At 53.7% G+C, this 21,654-nt stretch carries 17 protein-coding genes; 8 read left to right on the top strand and 9 right to left on the bottom strand.

All coding sequences use genetic code 11. The features are described from left to right. Window positions 1-3: 3 nt before the first annotated feature. The 6 genes from AC5WNI_RS11935 to AC5WNI_RS11910 all read right to left on the bottom strand — a co-directional run bounded on the left by AC5WNI_RS11935 (window position 4) and on the right by AC5WNI_RS11910 (window position 8,448). Window positions 4-3,303, bottom strand: a complete 3,300-nt coding sequence (locus AC5WNI_RS11935) for a type I restriction endonuclease subunit R (RefSeq protein ID WP_317292176.1) — start codon at window positions 3,301-3,303, stop codon at window positions 4-6. 39 nt (window positions 3,304-3,342) lie between these two features. Then, window positions 3,343-3,825: a hypothetical protein gene (locus AC5WNI_RS11930; protein WP_317292177.1), complete on the bottom strand. Its 483-nt coding sequence runs from the start codon at window positions 3,823-3,825 to the stop codon at window positions 3,343-3,345. Further along, a complete protein-coding gene (locus AC5WNI_RS11925; protein WP_317292178.1) occupies window positions 3,822-5,117 on the bottom strand; it encodes an AAA family ATPase in 1,296 nt (431 codons plus the stop codon). The genes AC5WNI_RS11930 and AC5WNI_RS11925 overlap by 4 nt, the downstream gene beginning before the upstream one ends. 151 nt (window positions 5,118-5,268) lie before the next feature. Continuing rightward, window positions 5,269-6,336 carry a restriction endonuclease subunit S gene (locus tag AC5WNI_RS11920; protein WP_495928463.1) on the bottom strand — a complete coding sequence of 356 codons (1,068 nt, stop codon included), beginning with the start codon at window positions 6,334-6,336 and terminating at the stop codon, window positions 5,269-5,271. Next, window positions 6,326-7,849: a type I restriction-modification system subunit M gene (locus tag AC5WNI_RS11915; RefSeq protein WP_317292180.1), complete on the bottom strand. Its 1,524-nt coding sequence runs from the start codon at window positions 7,847-7,849 to the stop codon at window positions 6,326-6,328. The genes AC5WNI_RS11920 and AC5WNI_RS11915 overlap by 11 nt, the downstream gene beginning before the upstream one ends. 14 nt (window positions 7,850-7,863) lie before the next feature. Next, complete coding sequence (locus AC5WNI_RS11910; RefSeq protein WP_317292181.1) at window positions 7,864-8,448, bottom strand: restriction endonuclease subunit S; 585 nt, start codon at window positions 8,446-8,448, stop codon at window positions 7,864-7,866. A gap of 107 nt (window positions 8,449-8,555) precedes the next feature. Here AC5WNI_RS11910 and AC5WNI_RS11905 point away from each other — a divergent pair, with 107 nt between their 5' ends. The 5 genes from AC5WNI_RS11905 (at window position 8,556) to AC5WNI_RS11885 (ending at window position 14,660) form a co-directional block, all read left to right on the top strand. Further along, on the top strand, window positions 8,556-9,974 hold the full coding sequence (locus AC5WNI_RS11905) for a site-specific integrase (protein WP_317292182.1): 1,419 nt from the start codon (window positions 8,556-8,558) through the stop codon (window positions 9,972-9,974). Between the two features lie 454 nt (window positions 9,975-10,428). After that, window positions 10,429-11,892, top strand: a complete 1,464-nt coding sequence (locus AC5WNI_RS11900) for a hypothetical protein (RefSeq protein WP_495928464.1) — start codon at window positions 10,429-10,431, stop codon at window positions 11,890-11,892. Beyond that, window positions 11,889-13,865: a site-specific integrase gene (locus AC5WNI_RS11895; RefSeq protein ID WP_317292184.1), complete on the top strand. Its 1,977-nt coding sequence runs from the start codon at window positions 11,889-11,891 to the stop codon at window positions 13,863-13,865. The genes AC5WNI_RS11900 and AC5WNI_RS11895 overlap by 4 nt, the downstream gene beginning before the upstream one ends. After that, the gene (locus AC5WNI_RS11890) at window positions 13,862-14,230 is read left to right on the top strand and encodes a hypothetical protein (protein ID WP_317292185.1); all 369 of its coding nucleotides are present in this window, start codon (window positions 13,862-13,864) and stop codon (window positions 14,228-14,230) included. The genes AC5WNI_RS11895 and AC5WNI_RS11890 overlap by 4 nt, the downstream gene beginning before the upstream one ends. A 10-nt stretch (window positions 14,231-14,240) precedes the next feature. Beyond that, window positions 14,241-14,660 carry a secondary thiamine-phosphate synthase enzyme YjbQ gene (locus tag AC5WNI_RS11885; RefSeq protein WP_317292186.1) on the top strand — a complete coding sequence of 140 codons (420 nt, stop codon included), beginning with the start codon at window positions 14,241-14,243 and terminating at the stop codon, window positions 14,658-14,660. Here the strand turns inward: AC5WNI_RS11885 and AC5WNI_RS11880 are convergent. Together AC5WNI_RS11880 and AC5WNI_RS11875 are read right to left on the bottom strand one after the other, a co-directional pair. Beyond that, window positions 14,641-15,165 carry a hypothetical protein gene (locus AC5WNI_RS11880; RefSeq protein WP_495928507.1) on the bottom strand — a complete coding sequence of 175 codons (525 nt, stop codon included), beginning with the start codon at window positions 15,163-15,165 and terminating at the stop codon, window positions 14,641-14,643. The two genes, AC5WNI_RS11885 and AC5WNI_RS11880, sit on opposite strands and share 20 nt — an antisense overlap. Window positions 15,166-15,633: 468 nt before the next feature. After that, window positions 15,634-16,011, bottom strand: coding sequence for a hypothetical protein (locus AC5WNI_RS11875; protein ID WP_175088637.1), 378 nt, complete (start codon window positions 16,009-16,011; stop codon window positions 15,634-15,636). A 440-nt stretch (window positions 16,012-16,451) separates the two neighbouring features. Between AC5WNI_RS11875 and fdhA the strand changes: the two genes are divergently transcribed. Beyond that, window positions 16,452-17,660, top strand: a complete 1,209-nt coding sequence (gene fdhA / locus AC5WNI_RS11870) for a formaldehyde dehydrogenase, glutathione-independent (protein ID WP_495928506.1) — start codon at window positions 16,452-16,454, stop codon at window positions 17,658-17,660. A 137-nt stretch (window positions 17,661-17,797) separates the two neighbouring features. Here fdhA and AC5WNI_RS11865 read toward each other — a convergent pair whose 3' ends face one another. Beyond that, complete coding sequence (locus AC5WNI_RS11865; protein WP_368449577.1) at window positions 17,798-19,228, bottom strand: aminotransferase-like domain-containing protein; 1,431 nt, start codon at window positions 19,226-19,228, stop codon at window positions 17,798-17,800. 141 nt (window positions 19,229-19,369) lie between these two features. On the opposite strand from AC5WNI_RS11865, the gene AC5WNI_RS11860 reads away from it, so the two are divergent. Both AC5WNI_RS11860 and argE read left to right on the top strand, forming a co-directional pair. Continuing rightward, on the top strand, window positions 19,370-20,248 hold the full coding sequence (locus tag AC5WNI_RS11860) for an EamA family transporter (RefSeq protein ID WP_175088640.1): 879 nt from the start codon (window positions 19,370-19,372) through the stop codon (window positions 20,246-20,248). A gap of 156 nt (window positions 20,249-20,404) precedes the next feature. Then, on the top strand, window positions 20,405-21,643 hold the full coding sequence (argE, locus tag AC5WNI_RS11855) for an acetylornithine deacetylase (RefSeq protein WP_285461432.1): 1,239 nt from the start codon (window positions 20,405-20,407) through the stop codon (window positions 21,641-21,643). The last annotated feature ends 11 nt before the right edge of the window (window positions 21,644-21,654 follow it).

Raw genomic sequence — 21,654 nt, 5'->3', positions numbered from 1 at the left:
TCATTATGTTGCCAATCCTACTCGGGTGATCTGAACAATGCTCTCCACAATCTGTTTCGCCTGATCCATGCCCGCGCCAACGGACTTGCACTGCCTGAAGACCACCGGCAACAGTTGCTTGCGTATCGCGGCTTCGATGTTCTGCGGATTGATGGAGTGAACGGCTACCGCGTCGTCGACCACCTCACAGGTCTCGAATGCCAGATTGATCCAGAGTTGCTGAACCTGGGAATCGTCACTGGACAGCACCTTAGGCAACGCCTGCTTGAAGACACCATACACCGCCTGCGCATGCCGATTGCCCTGAAAAGCGTCGGGCAGTTCATCTAGTCGGCGCTCGCTGACCTGCTGCTCGAACTCCTTGAACAGAAGATATTGTTTCAAGGGGTGGTCGAACAGCTTCTCGGCCTCCTCGATGGCCTGGCGCAGAAGAGCCGAGAAGGCTTCCTGGGCGTAAGGGTCATCCTTGAGGTCCTGCTCAATCATCTTGGTGACCCGAGTCTTGATGATATCCGTCTCGTTGCGGGTCTTGTCCTCGCTCCAGACTTCTGGCGCCTGCGGTGCTCCCATACGGCTAACTTCGTAGGCCCCGTCCGCTTCCTGGATATCGATACCTACCACATGGCGATCCAGCAGCTTCTTGACCTGCTCCACGTAGTCGTCGTAGTCCACGGACTCGCCAGCGTCCTGCTTGACCAGCTGGCGAAGGCTGGAAAACTGCTTGAGAGTCTCCTTGTAATGACGACGATCGTCGTCAGTGAAGCTCTTGTCTTCGAAGAAGGTGGCAGACTGAAGCGCGACTTTTAGGCAGCTGGCAAACGCCGTCAGCGCCTCATAGAAGTCTTCACGCACCTTCTGATGCACATCAACCAGCTCGGACTTTCCTCCCGACGAGGCGGGCTCCAGAGTCTCCATACGTGGGACTAGCACCTGGCGTAACTGCTCGATATCCTGCTTGTTCGTCACCCCTTCGAAGATGGACCACAGCTGGGTGTAGAGCTGAGGCAGCCGCTTATACTCCGTACCCATGGAGTGATAGAGCCCCTCGATATCGTTGATATCGAAGCCCCCCTGGGTGCGTGAAGCCAGGTCCTGATACTGGGCGATGGTGGTATCCAACTCGGCCAGAATGCCGCGATAGTCGATCAGGAAGCCAAAACGCTTCTTGTCGTGCAGGCGGTTCACGCGAGCAATAGCCTGGATCAGGTTATGGGACTTAAGCGGCTTATCGATGTAGAGCACCGCATTCTTAGGCTCATCGAACCCGGTCAGCAGCTTGTCGACCACGATCAGCAGCTTGAGGTCATCATTCTTGTTGAAGCGTTCTATCACGCTGCGGGTATAAACCTGTTCTTCCTGGTTGCCGACATTGTCTTTCCACCACTGCTGCACCTCCGGCAAGGTGGTTTCATCCACCTCGGTGTTACCTTCACGGGTGTCCGGTGGGCTCATCACCACCGCCGACTCGAACAGTCCGGCCTCGTCCAGGTACTTCTTGTACTTGATGGCTGATCTCTTGCTGTCGCATGCCAGTTGGCCCTTGAGGCCCTCCGGCACGTGCTTGATGAAGTGGTTGGCGATATCGAGTGCGATCAGACGAATACGGTCATCGGCACTGTAGATTTGCCCCTTCCTGGCCAGCTTGCGTTTGAGGTCTGTCTTCTGAGCATCTTCCAGCCCTTCGGTGATCCGCTCGAACCAGGCATCGATGGCCCGTTCGTTCACATCCAGATCAGGGATACGCTCCTCATAGAGCAACGGGGAAACCGTCTTATCCTCTACAGCTCGCTGCATGGTGTAGGCATGAACGATGGGGCCGAACTTGTTAGTGGTTCGGTCCTCCTTCAGCAGGGGGGTGCCCGTAAAAGCCACAAAGGCGGCATTGGGCAACGCCTGCTTCATGCGGATATGGTTCTCGCCGCCTTGGCTGCGGTGCCCCTCATCGATCAAGACGATGATGTCAGAGCTGTCGTTGTGGCACTCCGGAAGCTTAGTCGCGGAGTTAAACTTTTGAATCAGCGAGAAGACAATGCGCTCGTTGCCCTTACCAATCTGCTCGGCCAAGCGTGTACCTGAGGTGGCCATGGCCGCAGCCTTGTCCTTCTTGGTAGCCAGCTCGCCACCGGACGTAAAGGTGGCACTCAGTTGGCTCTCAAGGTCGACTCTATCGGTGACAATCACCAGGCGGCACTGCTTGAGCGATTCATGCAGGATCAGTGCCTTGCTGAGAAACACCATGGTGAAGGACTTGCCGGAGCCCGTGGTATGCCAGATGACACCACCTTCTCGTCCACCATCCGGACGCCGGGTATTGATCCGCTCGATCAGCCGCTTGATACCGAACACCTGCTGATAGCGAGCGACGATCTTCCCGGCCTTCTTGTCGAATAGGGTGAAGAAGCGCGTCATCTCCAGCAGACGCCCCGGTGAAAGCAGACTGATCAGGAGCCTGTCCTGGCCAGTCACGGCCAACTCGCCAGCCTGCAGACGCTGTTCGTACCATTCGCGGTCTGCTGGGGGACGATGACTTAAGAGCGCATCTAGTTGCTGCGACGAGAGAGGCGCATTCTTGAGCGAATGCATGTCGGCATCCGGAATGTCCTCCTCGCTCCAGGTCGTCCAGAACTTCTCTGGTGTATGGCAGGTGCCATAGCGCCCCTCGTGGCCATTGATGGAGAACAGAAGCTGGCTGTATGCGAAGAGATGGGGAATCTCGTCGTAGCGCTGATTACGTAAGCACTGAGAAATCCCTTCCTGAAGAGTTGGCCCCTTGTGAGACTGGCCGTCAGGCCGCTTGGCCTCAATCACCGCCAAGGGGATACCATTTACGAAGCAGACGATATCCGGCCGGCGCGTATCCACGCCTCCCGAGCGAGCAACGCTGAACTCCTCTGTGAAGTGGAAGCTATTGTTCTCTGGGATCTCCCAATCGATCAGAGCCACTGTCGGACTAGCCTTACGGCCCTCCACAAATTCTGTGACCGAGATGCCGTAGAGCAAATGGTTATAGAGCTTCTCGTTCGCTGTCAGCAGCCCTTCATTCAGGGCGGGCGTAGATATCTCATCAATCAGGTTATCAACCGCATTTTTGGAAAGAGGGTAAGATTTACCTCCAAAGAAAAAGCGACGTTTTTCAAGTTCCTGACGCAAAATATTTCGAAGCACCACCTCATCAGGCTGCTGATCACGTGCACCCAATGCCTGCTCAGGTGTAATAAACGACCAGCCTAATTGAGACAATAACGAGAGAGCAGGAATTTTAGCACTGTATTCTTCCTGAAACTTAGGTGCGTTCTGAGCCATTTCTATCTCATTAAATTTTAAAAAATTTGCTGACACTAACTATGGAACATAGTGATAACAACAGAGATCACCATCCAGAGACCAGATGAAAACCTCAGACATTGAGAAACGTTCAACACATTTTTCAAACTCTTTAATAATACTTAAGTCACCAAAACTAGTCCCTTCACCTGTTTTTTCAGGACTCTTGTTACAGCCAGCATGATTAGGAAATTCATGAAGCCACCTGAGCACCTCGGTAGCAGCAGGAAAATCACTCGGACGATAAGGTGCAGCTCCAGAAAAAGCACCTTCCACAACCTCACAGAATCGACCAGCGACGCTTCGCCTTTGGTTTCCATCGCCATTCTGTGCGATATGATTTCCTGTTTCGACAATAGTAGCCATTGGCAAAATAAAAGTCATCCCAAGCTCGGCGTACTCGGAATAAGATTCAACAACCTGTTCCTTTTCAGCATTCTTCCCAGGAACATTCAAAAGGTTTAAGAAAACACTAGTATCAATAAGACAGACAGAACTCATTGGTCATCCCCCTGCATTTTGGCCAACCAGTCCATCGCATTTTGCCTTTTATCTTCTGGCGTCGCAGGAGTCTTGATAAAGCGATCAACCACACCGTTAGTTACTAGCTCACCCAACGGGCCTTGTGATACAAGCCCAACATAATCATCAAGATCAGACAACCTAACCAAACAACTATCGCCAACTTCTGGATTACGATAACAGAAGACCACATCACCTAGTGATCTATCTGGCAAAGCATCCATTAGCGCTGGGTTATGTGTAGAAAGCAGAAGGTGCACATTGCGACTCTCAGCCTGCTCGCGCATTGTAGCCAACAGCTGGCGAGCCCTAGAGGGATGCACACCATTATCGACTTCTTCAATGACTACAGTAGAGCCCTCTGGTGCAGACAGAATGGCAGCAGCAATTGCTAGTACTCGCAAAGTTCCATCAGATAGCAACTCAACGGGATACTTTCTCGCCTGCCCACCAAAGCTCTCTATAAGCTCCAGAGCCACTTGACCACGGCGATCTTCGAAAAACTCAATATCTTGAACATCCTGCTCGGGCAGGCTTTTAATAAATTCAATGACAACAGGACGGGCATCATTGTCTTGCCACAAGCTATATAGGACACCTGACAAGTTGGCACAGTCACCACGCAGCTGTTTTTCTGGATAACTTTCACCTCTCATCAAGGAGGGCACCGGATCTAAAAACAGAGTGTTTTCTAGCAGCTTCTGAAATCGCCCGGTTACCTTGGGAATTTCAACTTGAGCTTTTTTATGTCCAGACTGAAACATAGCCGAGCTCGCCAACTGGCTCATAATCAAAATCTGGTCTGTACAAGTTACCTGCGGCTTTTTCCCGCCTTTAGCAAAATTGTTATACGCCACCCTTACGTCCGTGCTCAGGCCTGAGGAGGGCTGTTCAACTCTGTAAAGCGGAAACCCTTCACTGGGAGACACAATACATTCATTAGATATATGTAACTCAGAATCTCGCAGTGTCACCTCGACATCAAACTGATTCCAAACTGAATCATCTGTCAGGCACCCCAGCTGAAAACTCTCCGAACCTAGATATCCCAAGTCCTTAACTTGACCGCGTAAAACCTGCTCGGAATCATCAACCCGATGCTTCAAGACAGACAATTTCTGCCCTTGGCTCAACCAGCATAAAAAGCGGAAAGCTTCCAGTGCATTACTTTTACCAGAAGCATTAGCTCCGATCATCAACGTCAGCGGCGAGAGGTGCAAGACCTGGCTTTTGTAGCTTTTAAAATTATTGATATGTATTTGCTTCAGCATACGACATCCTCAATACACACTCTACGTTTACCTGACAACAACTGTTGCGCTAAGGCTTTCTTCTCTTGCCTTAAGGCATTGACCATCTTCTTAAGGGCATTCAAATCTTGATCAGAAGAAGATAAAACAGCTGCGATTTTCTGTTGCTCTTCTAAGCTTGGGTATGGATTTTCAAAAAAGAGAAGTCGCCATAACTAATTTGCTTTCCATCTCTTATACCAATCACCGCAACAGCAAGGTGCCCAATAAATTCATGGGACTTATAATACTGCTTATAAAACTCATCCTCTATTTTTTTAATAGGCTCCAAAACTGTATATGCAGGACTGACGACCCCCCTGAATTTAGAATATTCTAGCCCACCCTGAAATGAACGAAGGCTAATAACAAAATTCCCCGGAACAACCAGCTTGTAACCGTTGGTAGAGCCATCAGGCATCACTACCCGTCGTTCTAAAAATGAACGCGGCAGAACACCTTGATCCTGAGTTACTGCAAGCAACTCTTCATTATCAGAGTTATTTTTTTTGGATACTGTCCTAAACAACTCGCTCGCTTTAAGCCACTTCCACTCTCCACCGAACCTTACCCCATTCTTATCATGTAAGCGTTCCTTGCCAGTCAGCAGTTTTTGCATCAGGGCTTTTTTCTGCTTCTGGCTATTGGCGAGAAGCTGCTCAGCCTTGGATATAGCTTTATCCCAGGTAGTCAAAATTTTGGCTATCTTCTCCTGTTCTTCTACAGGAGGAATAAGCAGCGGGATTTTCTCAAGCGATGCTTTATTTAATTTATAGCGACCAGCACCTTGACGACTCAGAAAGCTAAATATGTCACGATGCATAAAATAGTAATAAAACCATTCTCTAGTAGCCTTTTTTGTCCCTTCAATGATGTGCGCGTGATTATTGACGGTACATTTCCCATCGACCAATTGCGTCATCGACTGCACTTTGTACTTCAAGAAATGATCGCCATCCTCACCGATCAATGCATAGCTTCCATCCTGCTCAAAGGTGCCTATGTAGCCCTGAACCTTTGTCGGCCCATAATATGGATACGATCCGGGATTATTTTTCCTTTCTTCTTCGCTTATCGGCTTGCGCAAGTTGTTTTTAATATTAAATATTTTTCCGACATAACCAAAGCCCCAACCTTCAGGCACGAATTTAACTCGTGCCTGCATCAATTCAAGTTGCGAATAACCTTCGTCATTCACCATATCCAAGCTCCTGAAGATACTTGTCCATTACACCTTCCAGCTCGAACAGCTGATATTTCAGCTTTTCTCGCTCGGCCCTCACGGCGACCAAATCAATCTCCTCTTCCTCCTCAAATGTATCCACATAACGCGGAATATTGAGGTTGTAGTCATTTTCCAAAATCTCTTCACGAGTTGCTAGATAAGCGTACTTATCGACATTAACACGCTCGCGATAGGTCGAAACGATCTTCCGGATATTATCATTAGTCAGTAGATTCTGATTCTTTCCAGGCTTGAATTCACGACTGGCGTCGATAAAAATCACCGAATCATCTGACTTCTTTCTCTTGAAAATAAGGACGGCCGCAGGGATACCCGTACCGTAGAAGAGCTTTTCCGGCAGGCCGATAACAGCGTAAAGCAGGTTTTCGTCAATCAGCTGCTTACGGATCTTGCCCTCGCTAGAGCCACGGAAAAGCACACCGTGAGGCACCACTACTCCCATGCGGCCAGAAGACGGCTCCAGCGTTTCAACCATGTGCTGGATAAAGGCGTAGTCCCCCTTTGTCTTGGGCGGGATGCCTCGACGGAAGCGACTGAACTTGTCATGGCTCGCATCGTCATGGCCCCACTTGTCGAGACTGAAAGGGGGATTCGCCGTGACGATGTCGAACAGCATGAGTTCGCCGTTTCGGTCCAGCAGCTTCGGATTGCGAATGGTGTCGCCCCATTCGATCTTGTGGTTGTCCTCGCCATGAAGAAACATGTTCATCTTGGCCAGTGACCAGGTCGAACCGATGGCTTCCTGGCCATAGAGGGCATACTCACGGCTATCATAGTTTGCCAGGACCTTGCGACCACACTTCATTAGCAGCGAGCCTGAGCCACAGGCAGGGTCACAGATGGTGTCACCCGGCTGCGGATTCAGCAGCTCTGCGATCAGATCCGACACTTCCGGTGGCGTATAGAATTCACCGGCCTTCTGGCCACCGTAGGCGGCGAAGTTCTTGATCAGGTACTCATAGGCATTGCCGATCACGTCCAGTGAACCGACGCGGCTGGGCTTGAGATTCAGCTCCGGCTTAGCGAAGTCCTCCAGCAAGTGGCGCAGAATGGTGTTCTTCTGTTTCTCTTCCCCGAGCTTGTCGGTATTGAAGGAGATGTCCTGGAACACGCTTTTGCCCGCGTCCTTGAGCTTAGTACCGTTGGCTTCCTCGATGGCGTGCAGCGCCTGGTCGATCCGCTCACCATTACCTGGTTCGTGACGGTGCTCCCAAAGCGTATAGAAGCTGGCATTGCGCGGCAGGACGAAGCGCTCGTTCTTCATCAACTCTTCGATCAGCTCCGGCTCATCGCCATAGTCGGCTTGGTAGCTATCGTAGTGGTCCTGCCATACATCCGAGATGTACTTCAGAAACAGCATCGTGAGGATGAAGTCTTTGTAGGTGTCCGCGCTGATGGTGCCGCGAAACGTATCGCAGGCCGCCCACAGGGCCTTGTTGATACTGTCCTGGTTGATTTGCTCGCTCATTGAGTCATGTCCTGTCATGGGTTGCGTTCATCCTGATGGCCCAGCAGATCAGCGGCCAGTGCCGACTGCAATGCCGAATTAGCGGCCAGTTGTTCATGCAGCAGCCTGCGCTCCTGCGACAGCGTATCGATCAGCCCGACCCACTGGTGCTGCCGCTTGAGCGGAGGAACGGTAATGGGAAGCGATTCCAGCACACGACGCCGGATGCTCTTGGTCAGGCTGCCTTCGGCATTCTGTTCCAGGAAGCGCTGGCAAGGGCGCTGGTTGATCAGCCAACAAAGGTATCGAGGGAGAATCCGCTCTAGCTGGGCTTTCACCACGTAGAAGTGCGGCGCCGCCACGCAATGCTCCTCGGCCTGAGTATCCACCTCGATTGCGTAGTAGTGACTGCCTCGTGCAGCCACAAGCAGGTCGCCCGGCTTGAGCCAATTCGGCGCTCGCTTGCCGGTGAGTGCAGTGCGGGTGCAAGAGGCCCATTCGATGCCGTCATCCGCGATGTCTCGCATTTGCACCACCAGAGCTTCCCCTTCCGGCACGTCGGCAATCTTGCCCCGGAACGGGTAGCCCGCCTGGATACTTGCTAGGTCGCCCAGCTGCATATTGATCTCGTTTCATCGTCAATGATGCAGAATACTGGTTTGCCTTCTCACTCCTGTCAAGCTATTTTTGTCTCATCGCCATTGATGCAATAAAAAGGTGCATGGTAGTGAAGGCTTCACCGACACAGGTGCGCGTTGAGATACTGCGCAAGCTGGACTGTTACCAGCCGACCGTCTCCCAAAGTCCCAGCCCCGAGGCATGGCGGTGCTCCCCCCGTGATGGGCGGCCCTTCTGGGCGGAGCGCCTTCAGAGCCATTTCCGGGACAATTGCTACCACTACCCGGTGGTGCTGGATCCGGACGGTAGCCCCTGGCAAGAAGCCAACCGCTACCTCTTAAGCCGGCTAGCTGACATCTCGCCGATCAGCCATCGCACCCTGGAGTCTATCGCTGGCGACCTCGCTCACTTTCGCCAGTGGCAGCTCGATGACGATATCGATTTCCTCAACGTCCCCGGACGCCCTCGTGCTCGCCCGACCTATCGCTACTGCGCTTTCCTGCATGACCTCGTGGGCTTTCACACCATCAAAGCCAGCACGGCCAAACGCCGCATGAGTACAGTGCAGAATTTTTATCGCTGGCTGGAGCATGATGGTGTTCGTTTCCCCCACCCCCTTTGGGTCGAGAGTGACACGCGCCTCAGCTTCAAGGATGCGAAAGGCCTCCAGCACCAGAGGCAAGTCAAGAGCACTGACTTGACCCGATCGTTCCGCACAGCGCGACAAAGTCACGATTTCAGCGAATACCTGGAAGACGGCGGCAAACTGCGGCCACTGCCGAAAGACGAGCAGATAGCCTTAGTCGAGGCACTCCAGCGCATTGGCAATACCGAGATGACGCTGGCGTTCCTGCTCGCCTTGACGACAGGTGCCCGACTACAAACCGTCTTCACGCTTCGCTCGAAGCATGTGGCCTCACCACCACGTGACGGCACCGTATCGAAGCGAATCAAGGTCGGGCATGGCACATTGGTCAACACCAAGTATGGCAAGCAAATGACGCTACTTGTGCCAGTCTGGCTCTACACCAGGCTCCAGATCTACAGCCAATCACCGCGCAGATTGCAACGGGTGGCGAAAAGTCAGCACACCTATCCGGAGGTTGATGAGCAGTATCTCTTTTTGACCCGAGCAGGTCAGCCTTACTACATGGCCACAAGCGACCCTTTTGCGTTTCTATATCGCTCTCCGCCACGCGGTAATGCTGTGACTCAGTTCATTCATCAACAACTGATGCCAAACCTGAATCAGCATGGACATGATTTCACCTTTCGATTCCACGACCTCCGTGCCAGTTTCGGCATGAATCTTGTGGAGAGCCTGCTTGACCAACATAGCGAAAGACACGCTACCGATGAACAGCGGCCCGAGTTCTTTCAGGCATTGATGTACGTGCGGGAGCGAATGGGGCATAGCCAACTCAGCACAACTGAGGGCTACTTGAATTACCGGAAGAAATTCAAGATCGCTAGCCACCTGCAAAGCGACTTTGAATCCTTCTTGGAACGAATTGTTAACGAAGAGTGACTCTATGGCCTGGATGGAGCGCAACACTACAGTATATAAACTTTCGGACCTCCCCTTCGATACGCAAGGCAAGCTTACCCTGATTGCCCCGCACTTGGTTCGTGTCTACATTCCCGGTTACAAATTCCCTATGGACGTTGGCTCCTGGTGTTATTCGGTCCGCAGACGCAAAAGTGGCGATAACACAAGGGAGGAAAGCGTTATCAACCTTGTGGATACGGACAGTTACCGTACGGGTCGAAGGACTTTTATCACAAACTACCTTGACTATCTGAGTCAGCATATACGACTAGGAAAATCACCAGCCAGCCTAAAAACATCAGTCGGTCAATTTCAACGCTTTGTTAATTGGTGTGACGATAGCTACGTGCAAGGCCTGGACTCCCAACAGCATTATATAGATGCAGTTGGAGTATTCACAGAATATTTAATTGACCTTGTACGAAAGAGTCAGATGAATATCAATACCGCTGCCACTCTTCAGCTAGTGCTATTCACTGCTGGTAGAAACATCTACTCTGATCGTTATGGTGATCTTTTCAGAGGCGTTAGAAAAATCAGTCGCTCATTTAGAGCGGTTAACATCACTGAAACACCTGAGCAGAAACAAGCACGATCAGCACTAAAGTTCTACACATTATTATTCCACCAACTGTCTGACTTTATCATTGACTTTGAGCGCTTCCCTAAGAGGCTAGACTTTGAACATGGCTACTATTGGTTTTTCCCTACTCAGATGCCATTTGCGGGCCCCTCGAATATCAAGAAAAAAACTCAGAATGGGAAAAACTATAAAGCTTACGACTATATCAATGGAACGATATTCGGTGTTGAAGAAATAGCACGAAAAATGCCACGGCACCGCTCCCAAGGACAAAATGCAAAGGTTGCTCGAAATAGAGCATTAAAAAGAATCGATCAAGCCAATAATGATAAATACAGTATCCATAGGATGAGGGCCGCATCAATGGCCTTTCAGGCTTTCATGATGCTATTTTCTTCCAGCACGGGTATGAGCCTCGGGCAGTTCGCCTCTTTAGAGTGGTCAGACGACTACCAGGTCGGCATCGACCGACAGGGATTTCGATCAATCAAGTATAGGGCAGGCGGAAGACCGGTTGAATTCTACATTGAGGCTAGGTTTCTCAACCTTTTCAGGAAAGCATTAAGGTTGCGAGACCACTTAATCAAAGGAACCGGAAGGGAAAGCTTTAATTATCTCTTCTTCTCCTTCAACGGGAAAGATATCTACCCTCTATCCATGAACCTATCAACGGACTTCCATCGAAGGCTTGAAATATGTTTCGACTTCAAAACCAAAATCACAACGCGCATGTGGCGAGCCCACAAGAGCAACTGGCTACTTGAAAAAGCTGACTTAAGCACCACCGCTACGCTATTACAGAACACACCGGAGACGGTGATAAAGCATTATTCTGAAGGCTCTGACCAGCAAGCCAGCAAGGAGCTGACGGACTTTTTCACCAAGTTTAAAAACGATATCATAATCTCCAATAAAAAGCCTACCAACTCTATCGCCACAGGGCAGTGTGTAGAGCTTCACTCACCCACCCCCTCTTCAAGCTCACATATCCAGCCAGACTGTAAAACACCGGAAGGGTGTTTGTTCTGCAAAAACTTCCGTGTTCACGCAGACACTATAGATTACAGAAAAATCTTAAGCCTCAAATACATACTTGAGCAGTCAAAGCATTTAGCTTTCAATGACCATCACTTCGAGGAAATGCTTCAACCGGTCGTAGATGCCATCAACAGCATAGCTTCACAGATAGAGGCATCGGGCAAGCTCTCCAAAGTTGATGCACAAGAAATACAAAGCTCAATAAAAGACGAAGAGTTGCTATCCAAATACTGGGCCAAGAAGCTTAAACTTATGGATGACCTGGAGTTAATATGATGAAAGCACAGGCCTACTATCCAAACTTTTCATCACTGGCCCAGGACATCGCCAGTGCGCCTGCCCCATTTACTCCAAATGAAGTGGGCCAACGCCCTCTTCCTGATTTTGTTGTATCAAAGACTCTTGAGGGCAAAACACTATCTATCTATTCAGATGATGTATGGGATTTTAGACCCTATCGCCTGAGTGGCAACACTGGTAATGCAAGATTCAATTTCAAGATCTTCAGCAACAGCACAAAAGAAGAAGTCAAATGGCTGATGTTCCTCTTATTATTTATGGTAGATTCTGGGCGAGCATCGGGTATCAGCATTAGCACCACGATGACATATTTCAAAGCAGTCAGAAGTCTGGCCAAATACTGTGAGAACCATGGACTAACTATCAAAGAAGTGCTTCAGGCGGAAGACGAACTAACCAAATTTGTGGGCAAGATTACAACGAGAAGTCTTCTTGCTGGTCTATCTTCCGTGTTATCTCACCTAATCACGCTACCAAGCGAAGCGTCGGGGTATAAAATATTATCCAATTTTAAGTTCGAGACGGTAAAAAGAAGACTACACAGCTTGGGTGAAGACAACCAGCATCCGGTGATCCCCAACAGAATTTACTCAGAACTGATACAGCAGCTGGATGACTTCTTTCAAGATCTCCATGAGATCAAAGACCAGCTGCAAAGGTTCATTGAGTCAATCCTTGCCTGTGACCGTTATGCACGCTCTTCAGCTTTACAAACAAAGATTGGCTATCGCACAAAAGATTTCAAACCTTTTTTCAAGGAAGCTGCACAGGAACACGGCATCTGGGAGTACCTAGTCAAGTACAAAGTTAAAAACATGCCTTCTCTGTCAACTTTCTTAACGCGAATTCAGCATGGCGCTCGTATTATTTTACATATCTACACAGGAATGCGAAGCTCCGAATCGCTGAGCCTTCTAACTAATTCGCTGAAAGTATCTAATGGAACTTACAAGCTTTTAGGGACAACCAGTAAGTTTGTGGGTCAAAAAAAGGGGGTTAGCTGGATCACCAGCCAAGAAGTAGAAAGAGCTTACGAGATAGCCGGCATGCTTGCCAAGCTCGTTTCACAGAAGATCAAACTACTGTATCACGAAACCCCGCTATTCATATCAATAGGGTATCTTTCACTTTTCACCCGGGTTGACTATGATGGAATCAACATAATCATGGGTGATGCATCAAGCAAATCTCATGAAATCTACAACCTTCTGGATCAAGATGCATTCAGGGTTACTGAAGACGATCTCAATGAGCTTGAAAAAATAAACCCTTTCCGTGCCTGGGAAAGTGAGAAAGCCTTTGCAGTGGGCAGCATATGGCGATTTACAATCCACCAGTTCAGACGTTCGCTTTCTTTCTATGTCGCCCAATCGGCTCTAGTTTCTCTCCCCTCGCTCAAAAGGCAGCTAAAGCACGTCAGTCGAGAAATGACCATCTACTACTCTCAATCCAGCAGCCAAAACTATGATGCCACTGGTCAAGAGCACATTGCTCAGCTGATCAAACGGGAAAAACCAGAAGCAGACGCCATTGCCTACATTAGTGATGTTCTGAGTTCTGGAGAGCCTCTGTATGGGGCACATGGTACCTTTATTGACCGGAACAAACCTAGCAGCAACAAACAATTGGTCTTTTCGGATAGCAGAGAAGAGCTAATAAAACAGTTCAAAAAGGGTGAAATCGCGTATACTCAAACACCATTGGGTGCCTGCACAACGGTTGCGCCCTGTGACCAGAAGCTGCTTCGTTCGATGACCTCCTGCCTAACATGCTCTAGGTCTGTTATTAAACAGAGCAAGCTTGATCGTGTCATTGCTAGGCAACAATTGTTCATCGACGAGCTGGAAGACACCGCTCCTGATAGCGTAGAGTTTCGCACAGAAAAGGAGGAACTCCTCCATCTCCTCGAATACAAAGACCGCGTCATGAGCAAGGCAGGTGATCAATGAGTGCATTGAATGATTATTGGGAAGCGTTAAGTAGACTGCGTTCCAATACGCCGGCCATAGTTCCCAAGAGCAGCCCCATCAATAAAGATACTGTTGCGCTTGAGGCTGGCCGAAAGCGGGGATCCATCAAGAAATCTCGCGCTTCTTTTTCTGAGCTGATCGAGGCTATTGACGATGCGGCTGATAACATCAATCACTCATATCAGTCCAATGACAATAGGCTGAAAGCTGAGAAAAGCGCAAAGAACAATTACCGGGAACTCTACCACCAGACTCTTAACCGTGAATTGATGCTTCTGGAAAGACTTGCTCAGCTTGAGAAAGAAATTGAAACCCTAAAGAAGGTTGTTACACTTCGAAAATAGGAGATGAATTATGTGGATCCAGAAAGAAATTACTTTGAAGCCCCGCTCTCGAGGCTTTCACCTGATCACCGATGAGGTTGCACAGGCTATCGGCGACATAAAGAATATAAAAATAGGCTTACTGAGTGTTTTTATAAAGCATACTTCAGCTTCATTGACGATCAACGAAAATGCCGACCCGACTGTACGAAACGACTTCGAAAGCTTCTTTAATAGTGCAGTGCCTGAAAATGAACCTTATTACCAACATATACTTGAAGGGAGTGACGACCTTCCCGCACACTTAAAAAGCAGTATCCTAGGTCCCAGTGTTCAGATTCCTATCTCTGATGGCCGAATGAACATGGGCACCTGGCAAGGTATCTATCTATGTGAACACCGCAACCATGGCGGCAGCCGGCGCATCGTCATTACTGTGCATGGGGAGTAACAGAGATATGGACAAAATCGTGTGCGAGCTGTCCACACGCCAAGGAGTCGACATGGACAGCCAGAAAATCCCTTCTCCCAGTAACCATGGGAAGTACAGACGTCCATACGGCGTCCATCTCAGCCGTAATGACGCCGAAGTCATAATGTACCTTGCCGACCACGCCGGCGCGGCGGCGGCTCTGCAGGTTGATCACTCCGGCCTGCAGTCGATAGGCGATTCGCTCGCTGGTGGTGTGGGCGCGGCTGCCCAGGCCATGTCGCAACAGGCGACAGATCATCTCGTCGATCTGCTCACAGTCCCACCAGCCTTCCATGTAAGCCTCGCCCAGTCCCAGGCTGCCTTGTTGCAGCACCCGCCGGAAGAGGTCCGGATGGCGCACGCGAATGTCCCAGGGATCAGGCCCATTGAGCCTGACGCCGGAACCTGCCAGCAGGTGTTCGACGGTGCGTCGATGACGGGTGTCGGGGAGTGCAACGGGGGCCAGACGTTGTTCGATACTCATGGAAAAGCCTCCTTGACGGCGCGCGGGCGCAGAGAGTCCTGATGGGTTCGTCATGGTGTATGGCAGTGATCGACAGTCCCCGGGCGATAGGGTTGCCGAATGTCTCGCACGGCAGTGCACACGCTTCATGCAACAAGGTTCATGCATGTTCAGCATCCGAGTCGCCGCAGGTATGCCAGCCGGGTGTCTGGTAACAACGTTCTTCACCAGGTATACGCGGCGATCAGAAGCGGCGTTGGGGCAGCTGTCGTCTCAGCATAGTCAAGAGTCGTCTAATGTGGTGACGCAATAGGCTGATTTCCGGGGCAACCTATGGTTGCGGACTTGGAACACAGGCTTGGCAGTGTCGGCTTTCCGGGGGGGCTTCGGATGTCGGAACACAAGAAAGCCGCCCCTGAGGGCGGCTTTCCGATGGATGCTGCGCTTTCGATCGCGCTGTCAGGTCACGCTACCTGACGGGGGAGCGCTTCAGCGGCAGCGCACTGTCCAGACGACCTTGTAGCCTTCGCCCTCATGGGTGGCGGCAGCCATTTCGGTGTCTTCATTGACGGTGCCGCCTTCCAGCTGGTCATTGCCGTCGGCGGCCTTGGCGGTGGCGTCGTGCGGGCCGAAGACGCGCGAGTCGAGCACATCGTACTTGTCGCGGTCCTGCTCTTCACACACCTCGAGTGCGCGTTCCTTGACCTGTGCGATGGCATCATCGCGGTCTTCATCGACGGCGCTGACTTCGTAGCGCGTGTCCTGCTTCTCGATCACGCTGGTGTTGCCGCAACCGGCGATGAAGGCGGAACCGACGATGGCCAGGGTCATGCAGGAATTGCGCAGGGCGTTGGATGTCAGGGTCATGATCTCTCCTTGAAGTGTCTTTCAGAGCTGTCTTTCAGAACTGTCTTCCAGAGCCGCCGCAAAACGGGCTCGGGTCGCGATACCTGTCGTCAAGATGACGCTGACATCAGTACTGGGGGGTATGAGCGCGTGCTTCAAGTGTCGAGAAGCATCGACGCTGGCTGTCGCCTGCCGCCAACGACAGAGGCGCGGGGCACTGGCAAACGGGCTGCGGGTAACCAAAGTGACACTTTGGTCGTGAGCTGTCTCATTTAGGCATGTCGATGCCTCATCTGGACAGCCAGCCTGTGGCAACTGACCTAGTCTGCATGAGCCCTACCGGTTGGACGCCACCGACCGGGGGCCGGTGGCCGGTGCAGGAAAAGTGACGGGTGGCGCAAGCCTGCTTGTTTGCCTGTGGCCGGCCACGTGCCAAATCCCATGCCAGCCAGGAGCACGTCATGTCAGCCAATGCCAATCGTGGAGTCGTATACCAGGGAGCGGGGAAGGTGAGTGTCGAATCACTGGACTATCCGACCCTGGCGCTGGGAAATCGCAAGTGTGAACACGGGGTCATTCTCAAGGTCGTCTCGACCAATATCTGCGGCAGTGATCAGCACATGGTGCGTGGTCGCACCACGGCCCCGCAGGGCCTGGTACTTGGCCACGAGATCACCGGTCTGGTCGTCGAGGCCGGGCGCGATGTGGAATTCATCAAGGTCGGTGACATCGTCTCGGTACCCTTCAACATTGCCTGCGGCCGCTGCCGCAACTGCAAGGAAGGCAAGACGGGGATCTGTCTGAACGTCAATCCGGCGCGTCCCGGTGCGGCCTACGGCTATGTCGACATGGGCGGCTGGACTGGTGGTCAGACAGATTACGTCATGGTGCCCTATGCCGACTTCAACCTGCTCAAGTTCCCGGATGCCGACCAGGCGATGGAGAAGATCCGTGATCTGACGCTGTTGTCCGATATCTTCCCCACCGGCTTCCACGGCTGTGTGACCGCGGGGGTCGGGCCGGGCTCCACGGTGTATATCGCGGGCGCCGGGCCGGTAGGGCTGGCGGCGGCCGTCTCCGCCCAGCTGCTGGGGGCGGCCTGTGTCATCGTCGGTGACATGATCCCCGAGCGCTTGCAGCAGGCCGAGAGCTTCGGCTGCGAGACCATCGATCTGCGTCAGGAAGGCTCGATGGAAGACAAGGTCGAGCTGATTCTTGGCGAGCGCGAAGTGGATTGCTTCGTCGATTGCGTCGGCTTCGAGGCGCATGGCTGCGGGTGTGACCACGGCCGTGAGCAGCCGGCCACGGTGCTCAACTCGGCAATGGCGCTGACGCGTGCCGGCGGCCAGATCGGCATTCCCGGTCTCTATGTCACCGAAGACCCGGGCGCCGAGGATGATGCCGCCAAGGTCGGGGCGCTGTCGATGCGCTTCGGGCTGGGCTGGGCCAAGTCCCACTCGCTGCACACGGGCCAGTGCCCGGTGATGAAGTATCACCGCCCGCTGATGCAGGCGATCCTGTTCGGGCGCGTCAATATCGCCGATGCGGTCAATGTGCAGGTCATCAGTCTGGAAGAAGCGCCGCAGGGCTATGCGGACTTCGATGGCGGCGCTGCCAAGAAATTCGTCATCGACCCCCACGCCATGGTGCGCAACGGCCGTGCCGCCTGATTCCAGACCGGATGGATGCTGAGCAGGGCTGATTTCTGCCAGGCGCTCCTGTCGCAGAAGTCTTTCACCACAGATGACGATGCCACGCCCTGTGAATGGGGCGTGGCATCGTCGTTTCTGGTTGTTGGAAGCCACCCTCAGACTGAACAGTGCAATTCGATCAGCTTCATCAGGCGGGCGAGTTCCTTCTCGATCACCTCATCCGGGACAAGCCCGATATTGAGCCTCAGACAGTCGCGGTAGCGCGGGGATTCCGTGAACCAGGGGCCGATGCGGATATCGAGCTGTTGCTGCACGGCAGCCTTGCCAAGGGCCCTGGCATCAAGCCCCGGCACTTCGACCCACAGTACCAGGCCGCCCTGTGGTTGAGTCACGCAGCTGCCAGCGGGGAGGTGCTTGCTCAGGTAATTGAGATAGAAGGCCCTGAGCTGGGTTAGCTGGTGACGAACGCGTTTGAGGTGACTGGCATAGGCACCGGAATCGATGAAGTCCGCGATGGCGCACTGTATCAGTGTCGGCACGCCAAGTGCGCGCTCGAGATATGCCGCCAGGAAGCGGCCCGGGCGGCACCAGCCCAGGCGGTAGCTCGGTGACAGGGTCTTGGAAACCGAGCCACACCACAGAATGAAGCCCTCTGTATCGTGATAGGCCGCCGGCAGCGGCGGCGCTACGCGATGGGTCAGTTCGAGATAGACATCATCCTCGATCACCGGCACGCGATAGTGATTGGCCAGGTATGCCAGGCGCTGTTTCTGCGCGGGGGTCAGGGTGATGCCCTGCGGGTTCATGTGCGTAGTGCAGAACAGACCGGCCTGCAGCTGGCCGTTGTCGAGGTGCTGCTCGAACTGATCGAGATCGATGCCCTCAGTGCAGGAGGGAATCTCGATGACGTTGAGTGATAGCTGCGAGAGCAGATCCAGCAGGCCGTTGTAGCACGGCGAGCTGACCGCCACGGTGTCGCCGGGGCGCGTGCAGACCTCGAGCGCGATCTTCACGGCGTCCATGCAGCCGTGGGTGATCACCAGTTCTTCATCCTTCAGGGCAAAGCCTGTCCGGGTGAAGTGAGTCGTCAGTGCACTCAACAGTGCAGGGTCTCCCTGGGCAGCCGGATAGCGGGTGAGGTTATGCGAGGCACGCTTCATGGCACGGCGCAGGCTGCGCTCCAGTGCCTGCCGAGTCACCTTGTCCAGCGCCAGATGCGCCGTGCCCAGCGGCCCCCACAGTCTGTCCTGACGACACTTGTCTGTGTGGTGTGCAGTCGGGCGGTGTCCCTCCATGCCGTGCCCGCTCATGCACCTGCGTTGCGGAGTGGCGACTCGGCTCTGGAAGGCTTGCCAGCGGGGAGTGGGCACGACATGGGATTGGTCAGCAATGAAGAAGCCGGCCTGTGGACGAGCCACCAGCCAACCCTGTGATTCCAGCTCCGCGTAGCAGCTGACCGCTGTCGACACGCTGATGCCGTGCTGGCGGGAAAACTGGCGCAGCGACAGCATGCGATCACCAGTGCTGAGCCTACCGCTCTGGATATCCTCAATGCACTTCTCTGCCAGCTGTCGATAGAGCGCCATGGGAAATTGTACTGGTGGAATATCAGAAAACTGTATCTGTACGCTTCTGATGTGACAAGTGAGACTGAGCCTTTCTCGGCGTCGATCAAGCCTGATCGCACGCTTGGCGCACGTTCATCGCAAGGGATAAGGAGGACGGCCATGCAGGGACGGGATCTACTGCTCATCATCAGCGTGATGGCAATCTGGGGCTTCAACTTCTCGATGATCAAACTTGGCGTCAGTGACATGGACCCCTTGCTGATCGCTGCAGCGCGCTTCGTGTGCGCGATCTTCCCGATCATCCTCTTCATTCGCAAGCCGGAAGTGCCATGGCGCCATCTGATGGCCTACGGACTGGTATTCGGTACCGGGATCTGGGGCATGGCGTCGTGCTCGATCACCTTCGGGCTGTCGTCAGGCATGGCTGCAGTGTTGCTGCAGGTCGATGTGCTGACGACGGTGCTGGTCGGTGTGCTGCTCTATAGGGAGATCATCTCGCCACGCATGGCCGCGGGCATTCTGGTCTCGCTCATCGGTCTGGTGGTTGCGATCTTCACCACCAACGGCAACGTGACACTGGCTGGCGTGGCCTTCATCCTGCTGGCGGCGACCTGCTGGCCATTGGCGGGCGTGATACTGCGCAGCTCCGGCACGCGCATGCCTTTCGCCTTCAACATCTGGGGCATGTTGTTCGCGCCACTGCCCTTGATCGCATTGAGCGTCGCGATGAACGGCTGGGGCGTGCTGAGCACCACCTATCAGCAGTGGGGGGAAGATGCTTGGATCTCGGTATTGTTTCAGGCCTATCCGACGACGCTGTTCGGTTATTGGGTCTGGAACCGGATGCTGCTCAAGTATCCGATGAGTCAGTTGGCGCCGCTGACGCTGCTGGTCTCGGTCTTCGCGCTGCTCAGTGGTTACGTCATCTTCGATGAGCAGTTGTCGCTGGCGCAGTGGGTCTCGTGCAGCATCTTCCTGCTGGGAATTGCGCTGGTACTGTATCCCGTGCGTCGCAAGGCGCCGGCCACCTGTGGCTGAACGCAGCCCCGGGCCCCCGGACGCTTGTCGTAGCCAGGCGCTTGTGGCAGTCAGGCCCTTGTTGTCGAAGAGGCGCTGCGCTATACCGGTGAGCATATGAGGCCAGCGCGCTGCGCGTGGTGCTCTCCGTTCTGATGTATCTGCACAGGAATGCCCATGTCCGCTTCAGCGTCCCCCATCGCCAATACCGCCAGCCTGATGCCACAGCGCGCCGATTTCTCCGACTGGCCCGACAGCCGCGACTGGCTGGCGCACCTGATCAGCTTCAATACCGTGTCGCGCGAGTCGAATCTGGCGTTGATCCATTGCCTGCGCGACGCCCTGGAAGTGGCTGGTGTCAGTGCCGAGGTCATCCACAACGATGGCGGCGACAAGGCCAATCTGCTGGCGGTGATCGGGCCACAGGTCGAGGGCGGTGTGGTGCTCTCCGGGCACACCGATGTGGTGCCGGTGGAGGGCCAGGCCTGGGACAGTGATCCCTTCACGCTGCGTGAGGCCGAGGGTCGCCTTTATGGGCGTGGTTCCTCCGACATGAAGGGCTTCATCGCCTGTTGCATGGCGGCGGTGCCGGCACTGGTGAATGCCCAGCGTGCGGGCACGCTCAAGAAGCCGGTGATCCTTGCCTTCTCCTATGACGAGGAGATCGGCTGTCTGGGCGCGCCGCGCATGATCGCGCGCCTGCGTGACCGCCTGCCGCGTCCGGCCGCGGTGCTGGTGGGCGAGCCGACCATGATGGCGATCGTCGATGCCCACAAGGGCATTACCGATCTGCGCACCACGGTGACCGGCAAGCCGTCGCATTCCAGCCTGGTCTATCAGGGGGTGAGTGCCATCCATCTGGCGGCGCGCATGGTGACCTTCATCGAAGACCGCATGCAGGCGCGCATCGACTGCGGCCATCTGGACGAGCGCTTCGATGTGCCCCACGCCAGTCTGCACGTCGGGCGCATCGAGGGCGGCACGGCGGTCAACATCACCGCCGGGGAGTGCATCTTCGACTGGGAGCTGCGCCACCTGCCGGGCGAGGATGTCGAGGCGATGCTGGCGGAGATCGATGCCCACGCCGAGCGTCTGGTCGCTCCCTATCGTGAGCGGGCGCCGGAAGTGGCGATTCGTAGCGAACGCACGGTGGAAACGGTGCCTTCACTGGGGCATGGCGATCGAGACCCGGCCATTCGTCTCTGCCAGCGCCTGCTGGGCGACGAGCGGGCCAGCGAGGCCGTGGCGTACACCACGGAGGCGGGCCAGTTCCAGAGTGAAGGCTGGCCGACGGTGGTCTGCGGGCCAGGCTCCATCGGGGTCGCGCATCAGGCCAATGAGTACATCGAACTCAGCCAGCTGACGGCCTGTGATCGCTTCCTGTCCCAGCTGGTGCGTGAGCAACAGGGTGGCTGAGGCTCTTGTGT

This window comes from Cobetia sp. PDI-12MA (assembly GCF_059507695.1).
Note: the sequence above shows the minus strand (reverse complement) of the source record. Positions and strands in the feature narration are given on the sequence as shown.